This is a genomic window from Sphingobium sp. TA15, from assembly GCF_037101235.1.
Taxonomy (GTDB): Bacteria; Pseudomonadota; Alphaproteobacteria; order Sphingomonadales; family Sphingomonadaceae; genus Sphingobium; species Sphingobium indicum.
The window spans coordinates 256,433-278,441 of record NZ_AP025355.1 but is presented as its reverse complement, the minus strand read 5'-3'; the positions used below and the strand labels follow the sequence as shown (position 1 = coordinate 278,441).

Here is a 22,009-nt window from a genome sequence, read left to right as displayed (position 1 = left end):
TTATACAGATGACATACAGGTTATTCACGATGTTTCCATTTACCTTTTTGAGAATTACGGCTATGGAACTTTCCTTCTCCCGATCCTGTTAAGCAGCATCTATGTTGATGCTGTCTTCCTCCCGCGAACCGCCGCTTACCTGCTTTCACCTGATCCGGCATGGGATGCATGGCGAATATGGACGGCTGCTGAGTGGGCGGGCGGGCATGTCGCCCCTCACCGCGCGCGGCCGCGTGCAGGCAGCCGGCGTCGCGGCATGGCGTGGCCTGCACGCCATAGACGCCATCCATGCCAGCCCGCGCCGGCGCACGGTGGAAACCGCGTCGATCATCGCCCAAGCCCTGGGGCTGGAGGTCGTCATCGCCCCCGATCTGGACGAGGTCGATTTCGGCTCCTGGAACGGACGATCCTTTCCGGAACTGGAGCAAGACCCGCGCTGGCGCGACTGGAACCGCAGCCGCTCCACCAGCGCGACGCCGGGCGGAGAGACGATGGGCGGCGCAGTCGCCCGGACCGTCCGGCATCTGGAAACGGTCGCGCGGGAAAACACGGGGGCCACCATCCTCTGCGTCACCCATTGCGACATCATCCGCGGGACGATCGCGCATTATCTCGGCCTCAGCCTCGACAATCTGCTGAGGTTCGAAGTCGATCCCGGTTCGATCAGCACGATCCTGCTGGGGTCGGCCGGCGGCAGCGTGACCCGATTGAACGAGGTGCCCGCATGAAGACAGTGAATCTCGCAGCCGACCGCAAGACCGACGCGTTGCGCCGCCAGATCGAGGAATTGGGCCCATGGTTCCACAATCTTCGCATCGGCGGCATGGAAACCGCGCCGGACCATTTCCTGGGCGATTATCCCGCCTTCAAGTTCGCGCGCTTTGCGGACGCCATTCCCGAAGACCTGTCGGGAAAATCGGTGCTCGACATCGGCTGCAACGCCGGCTTCTATTCGATCGAGATGAAACGCCGCGGCGCGGCGGAAGTCCTCGGCATCGATTCCGACGACCGCTATCTTGCCCAGGCCCGTTTCGCCGCCGAAGCGCTGGGCCATGACGGTATCGAGTTCCGCAACCTGTCCGTCTATGATGTCGGAAAGCTCGGCCGCCGCTTCGACCTCGTGATCTTCATGGGCGTGCTCTACCATCTGCGGCACCCCCTGCTCGCGCTCGACCTGATCCGCGAACATGTGGCGGGCGACATGCTGCTGTTCCAGACCATGCAGCAGGGTTCGTCCGACGTGCTGCTGGTGCCGGAGGATCACTCTTTCCACGTCCCCGGCACCAACCGCCCGCCCGGCTTCTTCGACAATCCGGCCTATCCGCGCCTGCACTTCATCGAACGGAAATTCGCGCATGACTGGACCAACTGGTGGGCGCCGAACAAGGCCGGCGCGCAGGCGCTGCTGCGCGCCGCCGGCTTCACCATAGAGGCCGAGCCGGAGGAGGAGGTCTATCTCTGCCGCGCCGTCCCGGTCCCCTTCGGGGAGCTGATGGGCAAGCCGGCCGTCTATCCAGCCAAAGGACCAGAGGAGGAACCCGGCGCATGATCGAAGCCGCGATGATCTGGAACGAACCCAACAACAAGTCGCATTGGGACCCGGAGGTCGACCCCGACTGGTCGCTCTATGCCGACATGGTGATCCGCGCGGGCGCCGCCATTGCCGACGCCAATCCGGCCGTGACCCGCGTGCTGGGCGGCATGTCGCCCATCGATCCGCATTGGGTGAACCGGATGCGCGACCATGGCGCGCTGGACGCGGTGGATGTCGTGGCGGTGCACGGCTTCCCGCTCGACTGGAACCTCTGGCCGCTCAACGACTGGCCGGCCAGGATCGTGGAGATCGAGGCGGTGGCGCCCGACAAGCCGGTTTGGGTGACGGAGGTCGGCGTTGGCTCCTTCGGCGCGGAGGAAGTTCAGGTCTTCGGCCTCAACCGCACCGCCGAACTGCTGATCGGGCGGGTGCCGCGCATCTACTGGTACAGCCTCTACGACCTGCCGCAGGAATGGGGCGCGACCACGCGCCATCGCGAGGCGGAAGGATCGAGCTATTACCGCCATTTCTACATGGGCCTGATCCGCGCCGACGGCACGCCCAAGCCTGCGCTGGACGACTATGCCAGGGTCGCTGGCGAGATGGGGCTGATGCAATGGTTCCATTTCAATGATCCGCGCCTGGACGATGCCGTCGGCTGGATGAAGCGGCTGGGGGTGAAGCAGTTGCGCACCGGCCTGAGCTGGGCCGACAGCTTCCGTCCCAATGCGGTCGACTGGTTCGATCGGCAGATGGAGGCGCTCGGCGATTTCGACGTCACCGTCACCTTCTGCTTCACGCCCGAACATCTGGGCATCGCCCCCCATCACAGCAGCGCGGTCCACGATCCGCAGGCCTTCGCCGATTTCTGCGCCTGGATGATCGACCGCTACGCCCCGGCATCGGCCGCCCAGCCGGTCGCCCGCACCGCCTGACGGAGACGCATCATGCAAGCCATCAACATCGGCATCGTCGGCGTCGGCAATTGCGCCAGTTCGCTGGTGCAGGGCCTGTCGCACTATCGCGCCGAAAGCAACGACCATAGCGGCCTGATGCATTGGGAACTGGGCGGCTATCGCCCCTGCGACATCCGGTTGGCCGCCGCCTGGGACATCGACCGGCGAAAGGTCGGCCGCGACATCGCCGAAGCGATCTTCGCCAGGCCCAATTGCACCCAGACCTTCTGCGGCGACATCCGCCCAAGCGGGGTGAAGGTGGAGATGGGCCGCCTGCTGGACGGCTGCGCGGACCACATGGCCGACCATCCCGACGAGCGCACCTTCCTGCCTGCCGACGCCGCCGAGCCCGACCGCGCGCAGGTGGTAAAGCGGCTGCGCGAGGCGAAGGTGGACGTGCTGCTCAACTATCTGCCCGTGGGATCGCAGCAGGCGACGGAATTCTACGCGCAATGCGCGCTGGAAGCGGGCGTCGCCTTCGTCAACAACATCCCGGTCTTCATCGCCAGCGACCCGGATTGGGCGGAACGGTTCGAGCGGGCCGGCGTGCCGATCATCGGGGACGACATCAAGGCGCAATTGGGCGCGACCATCGTCCATCGGGTACTCACCGATCTGTTCGCCAAGCGGGGCGTGAAGCTGGACCGCACCTATCAGCTCAACACCGGCGGCAATACCGACTTCCTTAACATGTCGAACCGTTCGCGACTGAAGTCGAAGAAGATTTCCAAGACCGAAGCCGTGCAGTCGGTCGCGGAAACCCGGCTGGAGGATGAGAATATCCATATCGGACCGTCCGATTATGTCGCCTGGCAAAATGACAACAAGGTTTGTTTCCTGCGCATGGAAGGGCAACTCTTCGGCGGCGTGCCGATGAACCTGGAACTGCGCCTGTCGGTGGAGGACAGCCCCAATTCGGCGGGCGTCGCCATCGACATGATCCGTTGCGCCAAGATCGCGCTGGATCGCGGTCTGGGCGGTCCCATCCATCCCGCGGCCGCCTATTTCTGCAAGCATCCGCCGATGCAGATGACAGATGACCGGGCGCATGAAGCGCTGGAGGCCTTCATTCGTGGGGAGGGCGCGATCGCGCTGGCGGCGGAATGAGCGCATTGCTGATGGCGGAGCCCGAAACGGCCGAAAAGGCGGCGACGATGCGCGCGGCGATTGTCGCCGGCCCCGGCGCGGTGCGGATCGACCAGGTTCCGCTGCCGCGGCCCGGCCCCGGCCAGGTCCGCATAAGGCTGGAGGGATGCGGCGTCTGCGCCTCCAACCTCACCCCCTGGGCGGGACCGGAATGGCAAGGCTTCCCGCTGGAGCCGGGCGCGCTCGGCCATGAGGGCTGGGGCATTGTCGATGCCATCGGGAAGGACGTGACCTCGGTAACTGTCGGGGACCGCGTGGCCGCGCTTTCCTATGCCAGCTATGCCGACCATGACCTCGCGGACGAAAGCGCCATCGTGCGGCTGCCGCCCGAACTGGACGGGCTGCCCTTCCCCGGCGAGCCCCTGGGGTGCGCGTTCAACATCTTCCGCCGCGCCGACATCCAGCTGGGCCATACCGTCGCGATCATCGGCATCGGCTTTCTGGGGGCGCTGCTCACTCGGCTGGCGACGGAGGCCGGAGCCCGCGTCATCGCCATTTCGCGGCGCCCCTCCTCGCTCGACCTCGCCCGCGATCACGGCGCGGCGGAGACGATCGCGATGGACGATCATCAGGCGATCATCGATCGGGTCGGCGCGCTCACCGAAGGACGCTTCTGCGAACGGACGATAGAGGCGGTGGGCAAGCAATGGCCGCTCGACCTGGCGGGCGAACTCACCGCCGAACGCGGCAAGCTGATCGTCGCGGGCTATCATCAGGACGGGCCGCGCCAGGTGAACATGTGGCTGTGGAACTGGCGCGGCATCGACGTCATCAACGCGCATGAGCGCGATCCGGCGGCCTATGTTGAGGGGATGAGGGAAGCGGTCGCGGCCGTCGCCTCCGGCCGCATCGATCCCGCGCCGCTCATCACCCACCGCTATCCGCTCGACCGGCTGGGCGAGGCGCTGGACGCCACGCGGGACAAGCCGGACGGCTTCGTAAAAGCGATCATCGTCCCATGAGTGCCGCCATCGCTCCTGCCCCCGCCCTCCTCACCCGCCCGCGCATCGGCTTTCTGGGCGTGGGCTGGATCGGCCGCAACCGGATGGAGGCTATGCTGGCGACCGGCGGGATAGAGGCCGCCGCCATTGCCGACGCCCTGCCCGGCAACGGTGCGGAGGCAGCCCTGCTCGCTCCCGACGCGGTGCGGCTAGACTCGCTCGACGCCTTGCTGGAACAGCCGCTCGACGGCATCGTCATCGCCACCCCCAGCGCGCTCCACTCAGAACAGTCGATCCGTGCGCTGGAGCGGGGCGTGCCGGTCTTCTGCCAGAAGCCGCTGGGCCGCACCGGGGCGGAGGTCCGCGCAGTGATCGATGCCGCCCGCGCCGCCGACCGGCTGCTGGGCGTCGACCTGTCCTATCGCGGCACCGCAGGAATGCGCGCCCTGCGGGATCATGTCCGCGCCGGCCAACTGGGCCATGTCCATGCCGTCGACCTCATCTTCCACAACGCCTATGGCCCGGACAAGCCGTGGTTCCACGATCCCTTACTGTCGGGCGGCGGCTGCATGATGGACCTTGGCGTGCATCTGATCGACCTGGCGCTCTGGGTGCTCGACTTCCCTGAGGTGGAGCGGATAGAGGCCGCCCTCTTCGCGAAAGGACGCCCGCTGGAGGATCGCGGCCGGCAGGTCGAGGATCTCGGCATGGCGACGCTGCATCTGGCGGACGGGCGCATGGTCCGGATCGCCTGCTCCTGGAACCTCCATGCGGGGCAGGATGCGGTGATCGCCGCCGATTTCTACGGCGACAAGGCGGGCGCCGCCTTCCGCAACATCGGCGGCTCCTTCTACGACTTCCGGGCAGAGCTGTTCCGCGGCACGGCGCGGGAGGCGCTGTCCGAGCCCGGCGATCCATGGGGCGGCCGGATGGCGGGGGAATGGGCCGAAAAGCTGGCCCGCTCCCCCCGCTTCGATCCGGGATGCGAAGAACTGGCGCATGTGGCCGACATCATGGACGGCATCTATGCCGCCGCGACAAGATAAGGAAAGGAATGCATCATGAGCGCATCGGACACGACCACCGACCATGACACCATCCGCAAATGGGTGGAGGATCGCGGCGGCCGCCCCACAATCGTCAAGGCGACCGAGGACAATGGAAAGGGCGGCGGCCTGCTGCGCATCGACTTTCGCGAGGAGGACGACGCGCTGGACGAAATCGAGTGGGATGAATTCTTCCGCATCTTCGATGAGAACAAGCTCGCCTTCCTCTATCAGGACAAGACGAAGGACGGGAAGGAAAGCCGGTTCAACAAATTCGTGGAACGCGACAAGGGGTAAGGGCGCAACGGGCGCCCGCTGACCATTGCTGCCAAGGGTCACGCGAAACGGTCCAACACCCTCCCCAGCCATCCCCGCGAATAAGCAAGGCCGTGGTAGAGCTTCAGCATGGCCCGCGCCCAGAGCAGGAACAGGCCGGGCCTGCCCACAGCCTCGGCCAGCCGGAACACCCTGCCGCTGCCCCTGCTGATCGCGTGGCGCAGCCGATAGATCATCCTGCGCCGCCACGGCAGGCCCGCGCTGCCCGGCCGCACGCGCTTGCGCGGCCGGACGCCCGCCTTCCGCCAGCAAAGCCGATAGGCCAGCCCTTCCCGCCGCTGGCGGAAGCCCGCCGCCTGCGTTTCCCGCACGAAACCGGCGGCGACGGGCTGCAAGGCCAGCCTTCCCGCATCGATCCCTTCGCGCAGCATCGCATGCAGCGCGGACGATCGCACCACCACGACATTGGTGCCCCGCCCGTCGGAGGAATAGGGTTCCACCCAGGCATCGCCAAAAGCGATGTCGGCGGTCTCCGCCACCACATCGTCGCAAAAGTCGCAGGCGCGGTTCTGGAAGAATCCCGCCCCCCAGTCCCCATCCACCAGGTGCCACCAATCCTGCATCCGCTGCTCGCCGGCGTGGTCGGCAAGCCGCGCCCTGTACCAGTTGGCCGGCCGCGCCGCGTCCTTCACCCGATAGTCGATCTGCCGGACCGACGCCGGGCGCAGACCCATCTGCCGGGCGAAGCTGGCCACCATATGACGGCTCTTCATATGCCCGCACACCAGGCCCAAGGTGAAGACAATGCGCGCCCGCAGCAACGGATCGGCGGCGCAGGCGAGATGCACCGCCTTGATGAAGCAGGGAATGCCGACGATGGCATAGCGGCCCGGCACCTCCCGGATCTCGCGCAGCACTTCGGCCATGTCGACGGGATAGTAGCGCGACTGCGCTCCCTCCCATAAAGCGGGAAGATCGCGCGCTATGCGATAGCGGAACAGACGCCCCTCGGTTGCGGGATCGGCCCGCGTCACATGCGCCACGCCGTCCACCATCCCCCGCCGCAACAGTTCGCCCGCGACCCAGCTTACCATGCCGCCGGAACTGCCCCTCTCGCGATAACCTGCTTCGGCGGCATGGCCGACATAGGCGGCATCGAAACGGCCGATATGATCATCCTGCGCCGCTGCCGCCGGAAAGCGCCGCCGGGCGATCTCATCCTCATCCATGGCGCGCGGAGAGAAAGGGCAGCATGCCGAAAGGCCTTCGCTGGGCCGCCGATACCAGTCCCGGTCGCCGACCGGGTTGAGATGCCCGTCCTTGTTCCATTCCAGCCGGGCCTGTCCCGGTCGGGCCTGCGCGACGCAACCGCCGCAGCCGATGCAGAGGCCCGACGAAACCATGTCGCGGGGGCTGACCGCGGCAGCGCTCATGACGCCATCGCCAGCGCCCGGCGCAGGAAATCGCTCGACCGCGCCCGCAATCGATCGATGCGCTGCCGCACCGCCGGCGCGGGCAGTTCGTCGAGGCGGCGGGCGACGGTCCGGTCATCATCCTCCGGCAGGATCATGTGCCGTTCCGCGCCCAGCCCCTGCATCAGGTCGCGCACCTTGTTCATGCGGTAGGCGGAGGGCGCCGTGACGAAAGGACGCCCATTCAGCAGGGCGAAGACGCAGCCGTGGAAGAAATTGGTGACGACCGCGTCCGCGCCCGCCATCAGCTCGGCAAATTCCAGCGGCCCTGCCTCCAGCCATTGCTCGTCCGCCCAGTCGTTGCGATAGCCTATGCTGCGGATCGGGAGCCCGCGCGCCCTTGCCCAGTGGCGGACGGAAAGACAGAACCACTCCGGGAAATTATGACCGTAAAGCGCCACATAGCCTTCGCCCGACGCGCCCCTGCGCGCTGCCGGTCCGGGAAATTGCAGGCAAGGGTCCAGCACGACGTCGGGATCATGCCCCAGCGCGGTTCTGATCATCCGACGACTGTTTTCGTCGCGCACGGAAATAGAGGCGAAGTTGCCGATCTGGCTGGCCCAATGGTCGGACAGTCCATCCGACGCATTCTGGTTGCCGAAACTGGCCGCATAGGAGATCAGCGTTCCGCGAACCCCCGTTCCGTAAAAGGCCGGACAGCCCCCATACCAAGGATGACGCAGGTTCCACACCTCGTCGCTGCCGACGATGACGGCGTCATAATCCCCCATCTCTTCCGGCCGATCGATGGGAAACCGGCGCGACAGGGGCAATCGCCCGAACGCCTCGCGAAATTTCCGGGTCTTGCGCGCATAGGCCGGAAAATCGCTGCGCGGCGTCCGCTGCGGCAGGGTAGGGCTGAGCGCGCAGCGAAGCTCGGCCCGGGTGACGCGCGACGAGTCATGGTCCAGCAATTCGGCCTCGACGCCCATGCCGCGCAATCCCTCGACCAGGCAGCGCGCCTGCCAATAGGAACCGTAGTTGATACAACGGTGGAATGTCAGGACGCCCAGCCGCCGCATCTCAATCCCCCGCGCAGGCGGCATAGCTTTTTTCCTCCACCAGTTCGGATTGCAGCAGGCGGTTGATCTCCCGCTTGATCGCGGCGCGCCGGTCGTTCATCCGGTAGACCGACCGGGCAAGGTCGATGAAGGACGCGCCGAACCGCGCCGCCGCCTCCTCCCCCCGGATCGCGTCCTCGATTTCCCAAAGCGCCTCGTTCACCCGCTTCAGGCTTTCGACCAGTCCGCCCACGGCCCCATCCCGCAGGGCCTGCCCGCCAATGGCGCTCAGCAACCGATATTCCCTGCCCACATTGTCCCGCGCCGCGGGCGTGGCGATCCGCTCCTGCTTGATCTGCAGGATCGTCATCTTGTCCAGCAACTCCCCCCAGGACACGGGCACGGACGGGGTCGGCATGTCTCCCATGTTCAGCTACCTTTCCGCTGTGATCGCCGGATGGGCGGCAAGGTCGCGCGCCAGTTCGGCCAATGGCGTTTCCCAGTCCCCGGCGCTCTGCTGGGCATAAATGCGCATGGACGGATACCAGGGCGTGCCGCGCGCGCCCACCGGCCAGCGCCAGTCGGGATCGGACTTCAGCAGCAGCCAGGTCGGCTTGCCCATGGCGCCGGCCAGATGCGCGATCATCGTGTCCACGGTTATGACAAGCTCCGTCGCGGCGACCAGCGCCGCCGTCGCCTTCATGTCGAAGGGGCATCCGTCCGGGTTCAGCACGGGCAGCGTCGTCGGTTCGGGCATCAGGCTGATGCAGGGCGCCATGGCGCAGATCGGCGCCAGCAGGTGCGGCGGTATGGAACGCGCCGCGTCCCACGACCCAGCGCCATGGCAAAGCCCGACGCAACCATGCGGCAGCACGCCCCTTTCCGGCGCGAGATAGGGCATCGGCGCATCGGCTGGGGTCAGCCGAAGCGCGAAGTCCAGTTCGGTGATCTCCAGGTCGCATTCGGACGGCGGCATCGGATGGGCGTCCAGAAAGGGGAGAAAGCGGACGACGCCGCCCGGTCCGGCGATGATGTCGATCAGGCGCGGCTGCATCTCCACCGTCAGCGACGCCGCGCGCGCCGCGAGTATCGGCAGGAAGCGGGCGAACTGGATGCTGTCGCCCAACCCATGATAGCAGCGCACCAGGCAATGCCTGCCGTCATAGGGCCGCCCGTCCCATACCCAGCGCTGATGATAGGGCAGCGCCTGATCGTCCCGGCGGGCGGGGTCGCGGCGCTGGAGTTCCCGTTCCGAAATCGCCCAGGCAGCGGCATGGTCCCCCGCCCGCATCGCAGCCGCCCAATCTGCCATTTGATCCGCCATGCCGCCCCAATTCCCCTCCGGCGGAGCGCGTTCCGGGCCGGCGGCGCCACCCCGCCGATCCGCTAACCCATGTGATCGAAAATCCGGCATCGGCGCATATTGGAAACCGGCCCGCTATCATGGATTAACGGCCATGCACCTCCTGCCGTGCCTGCCGTGTTGAACCACGGCTTTGCCCGTTCGAGGTGGAAATTGACTGCCCATTCCCGTGAACCGCTGAAAACCGGCATGCCGATGGACAGGCCGCGCCGGGGCGTCATGAAGATGCTCGCCGCCGGCATCGTGACGGGCGCCGCCGACGACGATCCCTCCGCGATCGGCACCTACGCCAGCGCTGGGGCGCGCTACGGCCTTGCCTTTCTGTGGATCGCGCCGGTCCTGCTGCCGATGATGTATGTCGTCGTCTATCTGTCGGCGAAGATCGGGCAGGTCTATGGCAACGGCCTGTTCGCCTGCATCCGCGATCAGTTCCCGCGCTGGCTGCTGCTGCCGCTGGTGACGCTCGCCTTCGCCGGCAACATCATAGAGGCGGCGGCGGACCTGGGCGGCATCGGCGCGGCGCTCAACCTGCTGGTGCCCATCCCGGTGCCGCTGATCGTGGTGGGCGCGGCGGCGATCATCTTCGCGCTGCAATATTTCGGTTCCTACATGCTCATCCGGCGCGTGTTCCGCTGGCTGGCGCTCATCCTCCTCGCCTATGTGGCGGCGGCGGTCATGGCCCGGCCCGATCCGGTCGCGGTGCTGCGCGCCACCTTCATCCCCGCGCTCAGGATCGATGCGCAATCGCTGTCGCTGATCGTCGCCTGCATAGGCACCTCGCTTTCCGCCTATATCTACACCTGGCAATCCAATCAGGAGGTGGAGGAGCAGATCGCCCTGGGCCGCCGCCGGCCCTGGCAGCGCAAGGGCGCGACCGCGTCGGAGATGAAGCGGACGAGCCGCGACGTGCTGACCGGCATGATCTTTTCCAACCTCATCCTCTATTTCATCCTGCTCGCGACCGGCATCACCCTCCACGCCGCCGGACGGACGGAGATCGAGACCGCCGCCGACGCCGCCGCCGCGCTGGAGCCCATCGCCGGTCAGGCCGCGAAATTCCTCTTCGCCGCCGGCGTGGTAGGGGTGGGTTTCCTGGCGGTGCCGGTGATGACCACGGGCGCGGCCTATGACGTGGTGCAGGGGCTGGGCCGCGCGGGCAGCCTGCATGACGCGCCGCAGGACAACAGGCTGTTCTATGCCATCATCGCGGCGGTGACGGTGCTGGCTGTGGCGATGAACTTCCTGGGCTTCAACCCGATGAAGGCGCTGGTCTGGTCGGGCATCGTCCAGGGCTTTTCCGTGCCGCCGCTGCTGCTGCTCATGATGCTGCTCACCAACCGCCCGGCCGTGGTCGGCGCGCGCACCAATGGCCGCTGGACCAACCTGCTGGGCTGGACGACGACCGGCGTCACCTTCCTCTGCGCCCTGTCGCTGGCGGCAAGCTGGCTGCTGTGAGCTATTCCCGAGGGATTTCCAGATAACCGCTGTCGAAGCTCGCGATGCGGACGAGGCCGTCCCAGTCCAGCACGCGGATGGTGCGCCCGGTCCAGGACAGGACGCCCTGCAGCCTCAGCCCGCGGACGACGCGGTTCATGTGCACCGGCGTGATGCCCAGCGCGTCGGCGATGTGCGCCTGCGTCGCCTTGAGTTCGAAGGCCTCCCTAGAGCCCTGACCCGCGCATTCCAGGCGCAACGCCATTTCGCACAGCAGATGCGCGGTGCGCGCCGTCGCGTCCCGCCTGCCCAGGCTGACCACCCATTGCGCGATGATGGAGGCGTCGACCACGCAGTCGCGCCAAAAGGCCTCCGCCACGCGGGGATAGGTTCGCGATACCCGCAGCAATTCCTCATGCGGGATCTTCAGATAGGCAAGCGGCGCCGACAGGGCCTGCAACGCCCATTCCACCCGCGGCAGCATCGCGGAATGCAGGTCGCACATGTCGCCGGGAATATACATCGCCGTGATCTGGCGCAGGCCGCTCGGCAACTGCCCGAACCGCCCTGCAAGCCCCTCCGCCACCAGGCAGGAATAGGTCACCAGACGGCCGGGAGGGACGATGTCGACATTGGGCGACACCTGCGCCGGATGGACGCGCATGGACAGGATCGCCTGCCGTTCCTCCTCCGCCAGCGCGGAGCGAAGCAGAAGGCGGTTGAGGAACAGTTGCAAGGCTGGATGCGGCATCAGCCGATGCTCCACATCATGGGACGCAGGGGCCGCAAGGCGATGATGCGCGACAGGGGCGCCCCGCGGAATCCTCGCAGGTCAGCCATCGAACGTCACGACATCGCGGAAATATATCGTTTCCAACCTTCGGCCCTGATCGTCCTGCAGGACCAGGTGATGATCCAGGTCGATCGGCCGGCCGTGAATGACATGTTCCGCGATGATTTCGCGCCCGCTGCGGACGGCTTCGGCCCGCGCCTCCGCCACGTCGGCGAATTGCTGGCCGGCCTCGTCGATCACATTATCGTCATTGAACAGGTGAATGTGAAATATCGGCATCGATCATAAAATCCGTGTTCAGACTATTGTTCCAACATGTGGTCACCGCGCCGAGTGAAGACTTCGACGTGGATCAGGCTCTATTTTCATCGCCATCCAGGGCATGGGCCAATTCGTCGATCCAGACAGTCGCAGTCCCGTCCGACGGCGCCCGCCAGTCGCCGCGGGGGGACAGCGCGCCGCCGGAGGAGACTTTCGGCCCATTGGGCAGCGCGGACCGCTTGAACTGGCTGATCGCGAAGAAGCGGTGGAGGAAATTCTCCAGCCAATGGCGGATCGTCGGCAGGTCATAGGCGCATTTGGCGCTCTCCGGATAATCGGCCGGCCACGCGCCCTTCCCGGCGTCCCGCCAGGCGTGCCATGCCAGAAAGGCGACCTTCGACGGCGGCAGGCCCAGGCGCGCGATGTGATGCAGGAAGAAATCGTTGAGCGCATAGGGGCCGACCCGATCCTCCGTGCTCTGCAAGGCGCCGTCCTCCCCCGCCGGCACCAGTTCGGGCGAGATTTCGGTATGCACTATCGCGTCCAATATCCGGGCGGTCGCCGCGTCGAACTGGCCGGTCGCGATGCACCAGCGGATCAGGAACTGGATCAGCGTCTTGGGAATGGCGCTGTTGACCGCATAATGGCTCATCTGGTCGCCCACGCCATAGGTGCACCAGCCCAGCGCCAGTTCGCTGAGGTCGCCCGTGCCCACCACGAAGCCGCCATGGCGATTGGCCAACCGGAACAGATAGTCGGTGCGCAGCCCCGCCTGCACATTTTCGAAGGTCACGTCATAGACCGGCTCTCCCAGCGCGAAGGGATGGCCCATGTCGCCCAGCATCTGGCGCGCGGCGGGACGGATGTCGATCTCCTCCCCCGCGACGCCCAACGCGTTCATCAGCGCCCAGGCATTGCCCTTGGTCAGTTCGCCCGTGGCGAAGCCCGGCATGGTATAGCCCAATATGGCGGAGCGCGGCAGGCCCAGCCGGTCGCAGGCCTTGGCGGCGACGATCAGCGCGTGGGTGGAATCCAGCCCGCCCGACACGCCGATGACGAAATGCTTGCCCGCCGTGGCCCGAAAGCGCGTGACCAACCCCTCGACCTGGATATTGAAAGCCTCGTAGCAATCCGCCGCAAGCTGCGCCGGATCGGCGGGGACGAAGGGAAAGCGGGTGAGCGACCGATGCAGGCCCACGTCCCCGCCACTGCGCCGAAAGGGAAAACGGACGGTGCGGAAGCGGGTTTCCGGATGGCCCGCAACGACGGCGCTGTCGTTGAAGGTGCCGTTGCGCATCCGCTCCAGCCGCAGGCGTTGCACATCGACATCGGCGTAAAGCAGCTCGGCCGCATCCCCGAACCGCTCCGATTCCGCCAGCAGTTCGCCCAGTTCATGCACCATGGCCTGCCCGTCCCAGGCCATGTCGGTGGTGCTCTCGCCCGCGCCCGCCGCCGAATAGGCATAGGCCGCCTGGCAGCGCACCGATTGGGAGGCGGAGAGCAGATGCCGGTCGCGCGCCTTGCCGATGGTGATGTTGGATGCCGAAAGATTGCACAGGATCAGCGCACCCGCCATCGCCCCCATGGTGGAGGGCGGCAGCGGCGCCCAGAAATCCTCGCAGATCTCGACATGGAAGATGAAGTCGGGATAGCCGTCGGCCGCGAACAGCAGGTCCGTGCCGAACGGCGCGACATGGCGGCCGACATCGATCTCCAGCCCGGAAAGACCGGCGCCGGGCGCGAACCAGCGCTTTTCATAATATTCCCGGTAATTGGGCAGATAGCTTTTCGGCACCACGCCCAGCAGCCGCCCGTCCGCGATGACCAGCGCGCAATTGTAGAGCCGCCCACCGCGGCGAAGCGGCGCGCCGACCAGCAGCACCGGCCAGCCTGCGCTCCCCTCGATCAGCGCCGCCGCTTCCCGCTCCACCCGGTCGAGCAGCGCCTCCTGCAAGTGCAGGTCGTCGATCGCATAGGAGGAGAGGCACAGTTCGGGAAACAGGACCAGGTCGGCCGCGCCGTCCGCCGCCTGCTGCGCCAGCGCGCGGATCTCCCGCGCATTGGCTCCCACATCGCCGACGCTGCCCCTGGGCGTCGCCGCCGCGATGCGGACCAGGCCGTGGCTATGGATCGACGCGAAATCCTCAACCTTGCTCAAGGGCCTGCCTCATCATCTCCAGCGCGACCCGGATCGCGCCGATCCGCACCGGCCCTCGCCCTATATCGCCGAAATGTTCCTCCCGATGCGCCGTCGATCCACCGCGCCTGCCGCAGGCGAAATGGACCAGGCCCGCCTCCTCCCCCGGCGGCGCCGCGCCGGCATAGCCGGTTACGGCAAGGGCGATGTCCGCATGGGACCGTTCGATGGCGCCTTCGGCCATCGCCACCGCCACCTCCCGGCTGACCGCGCCGCAGGCCTCGATCCGCTCGCTGCGGATGCCGAGCAATTCGCATTTGGCATCCTCGCTATAGACGACGAAGCCGCGCTCGAAGGCATGGCTTGCGCCCTCCACATCGGTCAGCAGCGACGCAAGCAACCCGCCGGTGCAGCTTTCCGCCGTCGCCAGGGTCAGTTCCGCGGAACAGCAGTTTTTCAGCAATGCGGCGGCGGCCTTCTCAATATCTTCGGAAATGATCGGCGACAGGGTTTCGGCCGTATCGCCCTTTCCATCTGGCGCGCTCATGGGGGTATCCTCTTTCTAATGCACGATCCGGCGCAGGGCATCGATCAACTGTCGGGACAAGGCCCATTTGGGCACCAGCGGCGCGCCGGGATGGGCATCCAGCGCGGGATGCGCGAAGGCTCCGGTGCAGAACAGATAAGGGATGTCATATCGGTCCAGATCGTCGGCCAGCAGGCCGACGTCCCCATCCCCCACCCGCACGTCGAGCACCGCACCCGCCGGGAAGTCCGCAGCGACCGCCGCCATGCCGTCGGCCAGGCTGGCATGGGGACCGTCCACTTCGTAATCCGCCTCCTCCAGCAACTCCGCGATGATGCCGGCTATCGCCGGATCATCCTCCACCAGCAGGATTTTGGGGTTCGCCGCCATCGCGCCTCATCCCAGCCCGAAATGGGCGCGATAATGCTCGAAGCAACGCTGCCCGCATCGCAGGCGGATCAGCGCGCCTTCCGCCATGGCGGTGGCCCGCCGGGGGTCTTCGGCAACCAGCGGCGCTATGGCCTCATCGTTCCAGTCGCGGCTATGCTTGACGTCCAGCACGGCGTGCAGATCGAAATAGCGCCTTTCGCCGCCGCTCAGCCCGATGCGGCGCAGGCCTTGGGCGACATGCGCGGAGCGGCCCGGCGCGGTCAGCTCGATCACCCCCAGCGCGCCCACGCTGTGCCATGCGTGGCAGCGCGAGGTCGCCATAGCCGTCATCGCATTGGCGAGGGCCAGGCTCTGCCACGCGGTGCTATCGATGCCGATGTCGAGGTCCAGTATGTCGACCAACTGGCTCAGCATCGGACCATGCATGCCCTTGGCGTTGCCCCGGCCCATCTCGTCCCAATAATTGCGCGCCAGTTCCAGCTTGGCGCGGGGCGGCAGCTTCACCTGGGTCAGCGCGACCAGATCGTCGAACCCTGCTTCCCCGGCCGCCTCCTGCGAGAGGAACCACCGGATTTCGTCCCGGCTCGCTTCCTGCGCCAGCCACGGAAAAAGCGGATCGTGCTGGCCCGGCCCGCTTTCCTTCAGCCCTTCGAACCAGGCGATGAACCCGTCGGGATCGGTCGGCGCCCGCGCCGCCTTCTCGCGGACCTCGGCCCGCAGTTCCTCGATGAAGCCATGCTCCAGCCGGAGCATGCGCCGGTCACGGTCGAACCTGTCCGCCGTCATGTCCGACGGAAATGCCGGCGACAGCCGCTCGCGATTCCAGTAGGAAAGTTCCTCCTGAAAACGCTGCTGCAAAAATTGTGATCCGTGATATTCCCATAATGTCGCCACGATAAAACCTCTCATTCATCATGGCTAAAAATCCCGGATCGCGGGTGCGTTCCTGAAAAAACATACTGATCCGGATCAACTCTTCATGCGCCCGCCGCAACGACTGCCGCGATAAATGCCGACATTACTCAGGACGTGCTGAACTTAACGATCAGGGAACCCGTCGGCCCGCCACAAGCTGATAGATCAGCACAACCAACGCCAGCACCAGCAGCAGATGGATCAACGCACCGCCGACCGGCATGACGAACGCGCCCAATGCCCACAGGATGAGGAGGATGACAAGGATGGTCCACAACATGATCGGCCTCGCTGCGTAAAGTCAGCCTGATAAGTCGCGCCGCCCGCGATTGTTCCGACCCGATCGGTCGTCATGCGCGAAACATGGCGGCTCCCGTTCGGAAAGCCGCCATGTGCGCCATTGGCCGTTCAGCGCTGGGTGACGGTCGTGGTCGTCTTCTCCACCACGGAAGCGCGGACCGGGCTTGTCGTCCGCCGCACCACCTTGCGCTTGACCGGGGCCGCCTTGCGCGCCGTGACGGGGGCGGTCTTGACGGTTTCGGTGGTCACCGTGGTGGTAGCGGGCACGGGCACCGCCGCGGCGGCGCGGGCGGCACGCGCGTCTGCCGCCGCGGAAACGGCGGCGCGCTCGGCGGCCTCGGCGCGCGCATTGGCCGCCGCGGCGTCCTGCTGCGCGACCGCGGCCGTCGACGCCTGCATCCGCGCATCGGCTTCGGCGCGCAGGCGGCTTTCGCCGATCGCGGTATCGGCAAATTGCTGCGCCTCGACCGCCGCCCGGATGGCGGCTTGCTCCTTGCCGCTCTTGAGCTGCTCCTGCGCCAGACGCAGGGACGCCTGCGCCTTCGCCAGCACCGCCGGATCGAAGTCGCCGGCCTTCAGCTTGCCCGCCGCGTCGATTTTACCCTGGGCCTGCGCAATCGCGGCAAGAGCGCGCTCCTCGTCGCCGGCCATTGCGGGCGTGCTCGCCAGGAACAGGGCCGATGCGGCAGCGAAAGCACGCATGGAAAGACTGATCTCACGCATATACTCTCCTGTATTCGTTTCTTGAGGACGCGAGAACGAACCATGAGGCGGCTGTGTTCCACTTGGATGAAGCGGATGCCGACTGTCGCATCCTCCGCCAGTTCATCAGTTTTCATTCAGGTCGATGATATTTTCCGTCAGAACTCCGCCATTGCGCGCCGGAACATAGGACATCCGCCCTAACATGCATTAGAAGGCATCCGGCGCCATCGGGAACCCGCCTTCGCGACCCGCCGTTCTCCTGCCCAGGAGGCTGGTTGCAGATGGAACCGAAGCATTGGAGCCTTGGGCTGGGTCTTTTCTCCATAGGACTGGGATTGGCGGAAGTCGCCCGGCCGCGCGCCATCGCCAGGCGGCTGGGCCATGACCATGCCGCCGCCCGCGTCACGATAAGGCTGTTCGGCGCACGCGAACTGCTGTCCGGCGCCGGCATCCTGGCAGCGCCGGCGCATTCCACGCGGGTCTGGAACCGCGTGGCCGGCGATGCGCTGGACCTTGCGGCGCTCGCGCTCGCCAGCCGGCGCCGGCCGCTTTGGGCGCCGATCGCCTTCGTCATGGGCGCGACGGTGGCGGACATCATCGTGGCCCGCGCACTGGACCGGAAGACCGGGAAGATGTTGCCGGTGTCCCCCGGCGATCCGCGCAAATCCGACGATCCGCCTGCCCATTCGCTCGGCTCCCCCACCACCATGGAGCCGGAGGGCATGGCTTGTCACCAGGCCCCGTCCGTTCCGGAGCGACAGGTGCGTTGACGGCCGGGAAAAAGCCGGCGCGACCACGACCGGATGCTTAATCTGGTTAAGTGCACAGCAATGAACGGCCATTATAAGCGGCCCATCGAGGCTGGCTTTCCATGCAGCCTTCTAGCGCCCGACAGGGCGGACGCAAGGAAGCAGGATTGTCGGATCTACCGGATATAGCGATTGAGGCAGGCAGGTCGGACAGGACATCGGAAATCGACGCCGGAGCCTGGCTGGCCGCCATTGTGGAAAATTCCGACGACGCCATTCTCAGCAAGACGCTGGACGGGGTCATCACCACCTGGAACCGGGGCGCGTCCCGCCTGTTCGGCTATTCCGCCGAGGAAGCGATCGGCAAGCCGGTGACGATCGTCATTCCCGAAGACCGCCTGCATGAGGAGGAGCATATCCTCGCGCGCCTGCGCGCCGGCGAGCGGATCGATCATTTCGAGACGGTCCGCCGCCGCAAGGACGGCACGCTCATCGAAATATCCCTGACCGTGTCCCCCGTCCGCAACGCGGCGGGGCAGATATTGGGCGCCTCCAAGATCGCCCGCGACATCACCGCCCAGAAACGCGCCGCCGCGCAACAGATGCTGTTGCTCAAGGAGATGCGTCACCGCGTCAAAAATCTTTTCGCCCTGGCCACAGGGCTGGTGGCGCTGAGCGCGCGCGGCGCGCATGATGTCGGGGAACTGACAAGCGACCTGACGGCGCGGCTGATGGCCCTCGCCGCCGCGCACCAGCTCACCTTGCCCGACTTGGACAATGAAGGGACGACGGAAAGCTCCACCACCCTGTTCTCGCTGCTGGAGGCCATCGTCGCTCCCCACGAACTGGCGGATGAGCGCAAGCGCATATTCGTGAAGGGCACGGACCTGCCCGTCGGCGGCGGCGCGTTCACCTCGGTCGCGCTGCTGCTGCACGAATTGGCGACCAATGCCGCCAAATATGGCGCGCTCTCGACCCCGGACGGACGGCTGGACGTCACCGTCAGCGTTCAGGATGACGATGCGATCATCCATTGGGCGGAATGCGGCGGCCCCCGCCTGGACCGGACGCCGGATCGCGAAGGCTTCGGAACGGCGCTGGAACAGGCGTCGCTCAAGGGCACGGGCGGCACCCTCATCCGGTCGTGGAAGGATGCCGGCCTGACGATGGAAATCCGGTTCAAGCTGAGCCGCCTCGCCGCATAGCGCCGCTCAATAACGCTGGAGCAGGCGCTCGACCGTGGGTCCGATCGACCCTTCGATGGCATCCGCGCATCATTGCCCGGCCGGAACCGACCGGGCGGTCGGACCGAATCTGGCGTCCAGCGCCTCCGCCTGCTTGCGGTGCGCCGCAATCACGGGAACCATCTCTCCCGCCATCTTCCTGAGCGCCGGATAATCGCCCCGCCTGGCATAGCTGCTTTGCAGGTTGAACGCCTCCAGATGCGCCGCGGCCTGCTGGCCGACATAGACGCTGTCGAATTCCCGGTCCCCCGCGCCGTTGAGCTGGCCCAGCATCGCCCGGCGACGCGCATCGATATTCCGCGGAATGGCGATGTTGACCGGATTGTCGGCGACGAAGCGCCGGAGCCGATCGCTGCTTCGCTGGTGGTCGGCGACCATCATCCGCGCAAATGCCTTCACTTCGGGCGCGCGGGCGCGCACCATGGCGATCTTGCCCGCCTCCATCTCATACATGTCGCCGATCGCCGCCTGCGGGATGTAGAAGGTGGTGGTGACCGCCTCGTCGGGGCGGGAAACGCCTTCGGGCTTCGGCCCTTCATAATGCTTGGCCACCGTGGCGCTGCCATTGGCCGGCCCCTGCTCCGACGCGCCGTCGGTCTGGTTGCAGCCGGAAAGGACCAGCAGGGCCAGGAAGGCGGGCAGGCCGGGCCGGAACGCGCCGCCGCCGCTCATGGCTGCGTCCCGTTGCCGCCCGCGCCGGGAGCGCCGATGCCCGGCATCGCGTTCGCGCCGCCCATGTCGCCGGCGGCATTGATCGCCTCCTGCTGGTTGGTCCCGCCCGGCACCCTGCCATTTTCATTCTGCGCGGCGGGGCTGCAAGCGCAAAGCAGGGCGGAGGCCGCAATCAGGATCAGGGCAGTGGATGCGGGACGCGGCATGCTGGAACAAGGCATGGGGTTCTCCTTCTACAGGGCTGTCGCTGCGACAACGCCCGGCGGGCCGAAGGAGGACTCCGGTGTCGCAACCCTATGTTAGCGCGGCCGCGCTTTTCACTCCGCGAGCCCGGCGCCGCGCCGACCGCCTTCAACCCAGCGCAATGTCAAGGCAGGTCATGACCGCAAGGCCGACCAGCAGGCTCGCCTGCGCCGACTGCCCGTCCTCGCCCAGTTCCGGCGCGATCTGGTCCATCACGACGCTGATCATCGCGCCTGCCGCCAGGCACAGGGCGATGGGCAGCAGCATGGCGTAGCGATGCACCAGCGCCGCGCCCAAGGCCCCGAAGACAGGCTCCACCAACCCTGAGGCCAGCGCCCCGGCAAAGGCCCATATCGGCGGGTAGCGCAACGCCAGCGCGCTCCCCACGGCAAAGCCTTCGGGTATGTTCTGAATGCCGATGCCCAGCGCCGTGGCATAGCCCTCTCCCCCTGCATCCCGCGCGAAGCTGACGCCGACCGCCAGCCCCTCCGGCGCGTTGTGGAGCGTGATCGCCGCCACCAGCAGCCAGATGCGATGGCCGATCCGGTCCAAGCCCTCGGCAGTGGTGAACCGCTCCAGGGAGAAACGGCTGAGGGCCAGCAGCAGCAGCCCGCCTACCAGCACCGCGACGGCAACCGTCCCTGCCGCGGGCCAGGAACCGACGCCCTGCCGATCCAATATGCCGACAGCGGGCACGATCAGCGAAAAGAAGGACGCGGCGAGCATCACGCCCGCCGCGAACCCCAGCATCGCGCCCTGGTAACGCAGCGCCGACCGGCCAATGCCCAGCAGGGGCAATCCGCCCAGTCCGGTCGCCGCGCCCGCGAGCAGGCTGGCCGTCGTGCCGGCCAGAACCGGCGACAGGTCGATGCTCAACGGCTGGCCTGCTCTCCCGCGCTCCGTCGCAAGGCGTCCCCTACCATCTCATTCTTCGCCCGACGGAAAGGGGCGTTTCGCGGCGGCCTGCGACCGGGCGTCCTCCATGTCGCTCGCCCCGCCCAGATCCTCGTCGCTCAGCTTGCCCGCGCCCGGCCCGCCGCCCAGATCGGCGCCGGTCACCGGATTGGCGTTGGGATCGGACTTCAGGCGTTCGGTCATCGCCGCGAAATCCTGCATCTCCTGCTCGGGGAGCGCGACCGACGCCTGGCCGTCGCCGCCATCGAGAGGCAACCTGCCTTCAATATCGTCGATCCGCTCCCACTGCTCGCCCGTGTTCCAGGGGCCGACCGCATCGCCTTCGCCCTGGGACGCGTTGACATAGAGGCTGGCATAGGGGGCAAGGCCGGGCAGCTTGCCGGCGGGGAAATTGTCCTTGATCGAATAGAGCGCCTTTTCGAAGCTCTTTTGGTGCGAAACCTCCCGCGTCATCAGGAAGCCCAGCGCATCCTTGACGCCCGGATCGTCGGTGATGTTGATCAGCCGTTCGTAGATGATCTTGGCCCGGCTTTCGGCGGCGATGTTGGACCGCAGGTCGCAGGTGGGATCGCCGCGGCTGTCGACATAGGCGGCGGTCCATGGAACGCCCGAACTGTTGGTGAGCGACGGCCCGCCGCCATAGAGGATCGACTGGGTATGGCTGTTCCCGCCTGCGTTCAGCGACATGTAGAGTTCCGCCTCCTCCATCGACGCTTCGGTCAGGGCCGACTTCGCGCCCTTGTTCAGCATGGCGACGATCGACCCGATGACTTCCAGGTGGCTGAGTTCCTCGGTCGCGATGTCCAGCAGCATGTCCTTACGCCCCGGATCGTCCTCGGCCAGTCCCTGGGTGAAATAGCGCATGGCCGCCGCCAGTTCTCCGTCCGGCCCGCCAAATTGTTCCAGCAGCAGGGAGGCGAGCGCGGGATTGGTCTCGGAAACCCTCACCGTATATTGAAGCCGCTTGTTATGCATGAACATGGAATGATC

General features: G+C 66.5%; 26 protein-coding genes. 10 read left to right on the top strand and 16 right to left on the bottom strand.

Going from position 1 to position 22,009, the window contains the following annotated elements:
* Positions 1 to 101 precede the first annotated feature (101 nt).
* From Sj15T_RS01420 to Sj15T_RS01390, 7 genes are read left to right on the top strand one after another with little or no spacing between them, the layout of a single operon-like run.
* Positions 102 to 728, top strand: a complete 627-nt coding sequence (locus Sj15T_RS01420; RefSeq protein ID WP_013039561.1) for a histidine phosphatase family protein — start codon at positions 102 to 104, stop codon at positions 726 to 728.
* Positions 725 to 1,549, top strand: a complete 825-nt coding sequence (locus Sj15T_RS01415) for a TIGR04290 family methyltransferase (protein WP_013039560.1) — start codon at positions 725 to 727, stop codon at positions 1,547 to 1,549. Before Sj15T_RS01420 ends, Sj15T_RS01415 begins: the two co-directional genes overlap by 4 nt.
* Positions 1,546 to 2,469: a beta-xylosidase gene (locus tag Sj15T_RS01410; protein WP_013039559.1), complete on the top strand. Its 924-nt coding sequence runs from the start codon at positions 1,546 to 1,548 to the stop codon at positions 2,467 to 2,469. The genes Sj15T_RS01415 and Sj15T_RS01410 overlap by 4 nt, the downstream gene beginning before the upstream one ends.
* A gap of 12 nt (positions 2,470 to 2,481) precedes the next feature.
* Entirely contained in the window at positions 2,482 to 3,597 is a 1,116-nt protein-coding gene (locus Sj15T_RS01405) for an inositol-3-phosphate synthase (protein WP_013039558.1), read from the top strand.
* Positions 3,594 to 4,598 (top strand): zinc-binding dehydrogenase, encoded by a 1,005-nt coding sequence (locus Sj15T_RS01400; RefSeq protein ID WP_013039557.1) that lies wholly within the window; start codon positions 3,594 to 3,596, stop codon positions 4,596 to 4,598. The genes Sj15T_RS01405 and Sj15T_RS01400 overlap by 4 nt, the downstream gene beginning before the upstream one ends.
* Positions 4,595 to 5,623 carry a Gfo/Idh/MocA family oxidoreductase gene (locus Sj15T_RS01395; protein ID WP_013039556.1) on the top strand — a complete coding sequence of 343 codons (1,029 nt, stop codon included), beginning with the start codon at positions 4,595 to 4,597 and terminating at the stop codon, positions 5,621 to 5,623. The genes Sj15T_RS01400 and Sj15T_RS01395 overlap by 4 nt, the downstream gene beginning before the upstream one ends.
* Before the next feature lie 15 nt (positions 5,624 to 5,638).
* Positions 5,639 to 5,920, top strand: coding sequence for a hypothetical protein (locus Sj15T_RS01390; RefSeq protein WP_007687246.1), 282 nt, complete (start codon positions 5,639 to 5,641; stop codon positions 5,918 to 5,920).
* Positions 5,921 to 5,958: 38 nt separating this feature from the next.
* Here the strand turns inward: Sj15T_RS01390 and Sj15T_RS01385 are convergent, their stop codons facing one another.
* Genes Sj15T_RS01385 through Sj15T_RS01370 form a run of 4 tightly spaced genes read right to left on the bottom strand, consistent with a single transcriptional unit; the run spans position 5,959 to position 9,684 of the window.
* Complete coding sequence (locus Sj15T_RS01385; RefSeq protein ID WP_013039555.1) at positions 5,959 to 7,332, bottom strand: Coenzyme F420 hydrogenase/dehydrogenase, beta subunit C-terminal domain; 1,374 nt, start codon at positions 7,330 to 7,332, stop codon at positions 5,959 to 5,961.
* Positions 7,329 to 8,417: a polysaccharide pyruvyl transferase family protein gene (locus tag Sj15T_RS01380; RefSeq protein WP_013039554.1), complete on the bottom strand. Its 1,089-nt coding sequence runs from the start codon at positions 8,415 to 8,417 to the stop codon at positions 7,329 to 7,331. The genes Sj15T_RS01385 and Sj15T_RS01380 overlap by 4 nt, the downstream gene beginning before the upstream one ends.
* On the bottom strand, positions 8,395 to 8,790 hold the full coding sequence (locus tag Sj15T_RS01375) for a DUF6165 family protein (protein WP_007687231.1): 396 nt from the start codon (positions 8,788 to 8,790) through the stop codon (positions 8,395 to 8,397). Before Sj15T_RS01375 ends, Sj15T_RS01380 begins: the two co-directional genes overlap by 23 nt.
* 15 nt (positions 8,791 to 8,805) lie before the next feature.
* On the bottom strand, positions 8,806 to 9,684 hold the full coding sequence (locus Sj15T_RS01370; protein ID WP_253720690.1) for a hypothetical protein: 879 nt from the start codon (positions 9,682 to 9,684) through the stop codon (positions 8,806 to 8,808).
* Between the two features lie 204 nt (positions 9,685 to 9,888).
* Between Sj15T_RS01370 and Sj15T_RS01365 the strand changes: the two genes are divergently transcribed.
* Positions 9,889 to 11,190: a divalent metal cation transporter gene (locus Sj15T_RS01365; RefSeq protein WP_253720689.1), complete on the top strand. Its 1,302-nt coding sequence runs from the start codon at positions 9,889 to 9,891 to the stop codon at positions 11,188 to 11,190.
* A 1-nt stretch (position 11,191) separates the two neighbouring features.
* On the opposite strand, the gene Sj15T_RS01360 is transcribed toward Sj15T_RS01365, so the two are convergent.
* From Sj15T_RS01360 to Sj15T_RS01325, 8 genes are all read right to left on the bottom strand, one after another.
* Positions 11,192 to 11,920: a Crp/Fnr family transcriptional regulator gene (locus Sj15T_RS01360; protein ID WP_007687227.1), complete on the bottom strand. Its 729-nt coding sequence runs from the start codon at positions 11,918 to 11,920 to the stop codon at positions 11,192 to 11,194.
* A gap of 81 nt (positions 11,921 to 12,001) precedes the next feature.
* Entirely contained in the window at positions 12,002 to 12,241 is a 240-nt protein-coding gene (locus Sj15T_RS01355; protein ID WP_013039550.1) for a hypothetical protein, read from the bottom strand.
* A 73-nt stretch (positions 12,242 to 12,314) separates the two neighbouring features.
* The gene (locus tag Sj15T_RS01350) at positions 12,315 to 14,381 is read right to left on the bottom strand and encodes an NAD(+) synthase (RefSeq protein ID WP_013039549.1); all 2,067 of its coding nucleotides are present in this window, start codon (positions 14,379 to 14,381) and stop codon (positions 12,315 to 12,317) included.
* Entirely contained in the window at positions 14,368 to 14,907 is a 540-nt protein-coding gene (locus tag Sj15T_RS01345; protein ID WP_013039548.1) for a CinA family protein, read from the bottom strand. The genes Sj15T_RS01350 and Sj15T_RS01345 overlap by 14 nt, the downstream gene beginning before the upstream one ends.
* Positions 14,908 to 14,922: 15 nt before the next feature.
* Positions 14,923 to 15,276, bottom strand: coding sequence for a response regulator (locus tag Sj15T_RS01340; RefSeq protein ID WP_013039547.1), 354 nt, complete (start codon positions 15,274 to 15,276; stop codon positions 14,923 to 14,925).
* Between the two features lie 6 nt (positions 15,277 to 15,282).
* Positions 15,283 to 16,170 carry an iron-containing redox enzyme family protein gene (locus Sj15T_RS01335; RefSeq protein ID WP_013039546.1) on the bottom strand — a complete coding sequence of 296 codons (888 nt, stop codon included), beginning with the start codon at positions 16,168 to 16,170 and terminating at the stop codon, positions 15,283 to 15,285.
* Between the two features lie 151 nt (positions 16,171 to 16,321).
* Positions 16,322 to 16,471 (bottom strand): lmo0937 family membrane protein, encoded by a 150-nt coding sequence (locus Sj15T_RS01330; protein WP_007687214.1) that lies wholly within the window; start codon positions 16,469 to 16,471, stop codon positions 16,322 to 16,324.
* A 128-nt stretch (positions 16,472 to 16,599) separates the two neighbouring features.
* Positions 16,600 to 17,214 carry a hypothetical protein gene (locus Sj15T_RS01325; RefSeq protein WP_013039545.1) on the bottom strand — a complete coding sequence of 205 codons (615 nt, stop codon included), beginning with the start codon at positions 17,212 to 17,214 and terminating at the stop codon, positions 16,600 to 16,602.
* Positions 17,215 to 17,477: 263 nt separating this feature from the next.
* On the opposite strand from Sj15T_RS01325, the gene Sj15T_RS01320 reads away from it, so the two are divergent.
* Together Sj15T_RS01320 and Sj15T_RS01315 are read left to right on the top strand one after the other, a co-directional pair.
* The gene (locus Sj15T_RS01320) at positions 17,478 to 17,966 is read left to right on the top strand and encodes a hypothetical protein (RefSeq protein ID WP_013039544.1); all 489 of its coding nucleotides are present in this window, start codon (positions 17,478 to 17,480) and stop codon (positions 17,964 to 17,966) included.
* A gap of 146 nt (positions 17,967 to 18,112) precedes the next feature.
* Complete coding sequence (locus Sj15T_RS01315; protein ID WP_013039543.1) at positions 18,113 to 19,150, top strand: PAS domain S-box protein; 1,038 nt, start codon at positions 18,113 to 18,115, stop codon at positions 19,148 to 19,150.
* A gap of 69 nt (positions 19,151 to 19,219) precedes the next feature.
* Here Sj15T_RS01315 and Sj15T_RS01310 read toward each other — a convergent pair whose 3' ends face one another.
* The 4 genes from Sj15T_RS01310 to Sj15T_RS01295 form a co-directional block, all read right to left on the bottom strand.
* Complete coding sequence (locus Sj15T_RS01310) at positions 19,220 to 19,861, bottom strand: DUF4142 domain-containing protein (protein WP_013039542.1); 642 nt, start codon at positions 19,859 to 19,861, stop codon at positions 19,220 to 19,222.
* Positions 19,858 to 20,082, bottom strand: a complete 225-nt coding sequence (locus Sj15T_RS01305; protein ID WP_013039541.1) for a hypothetical protein — start codon at positions 20,080 to 20,082, stop codon at positions 19,858 to 19,860. The genes Sj15T_RS01310 and Sj15T_RS01305 overlap by 4 nt, the downstream gene beginning before the upstream one ends.
* Positions 20,083 to 20,212: 130 nt before the next feature.
* Positions 20,213 to 20,980 carry a ZIP family metal transporter gene (locus Sj15T_RS01300; protein ID WP_007687195.1) on the bottom strand — a complete coding sequence of 256 codons (768 nt, stop codon included), beginning with the start codon at positions 20,978 to 20,980 and terminating at the stop codon, positions 20,213 to 20,215.
* Positions 20,981 to 21,028: 48 nt separating this feature from the next.
* Entirely contained in the window at positions 21,029 to 22,000 is a 972-nt protein-coding gene (locus tag Sj15T_RS01295) for a manganese catalase family protein (RefSeq protein WP_013039540.1), read from the bottom strand.
* Positions 22,001 to 22,009: the final 9 nt, after the last annotated feature.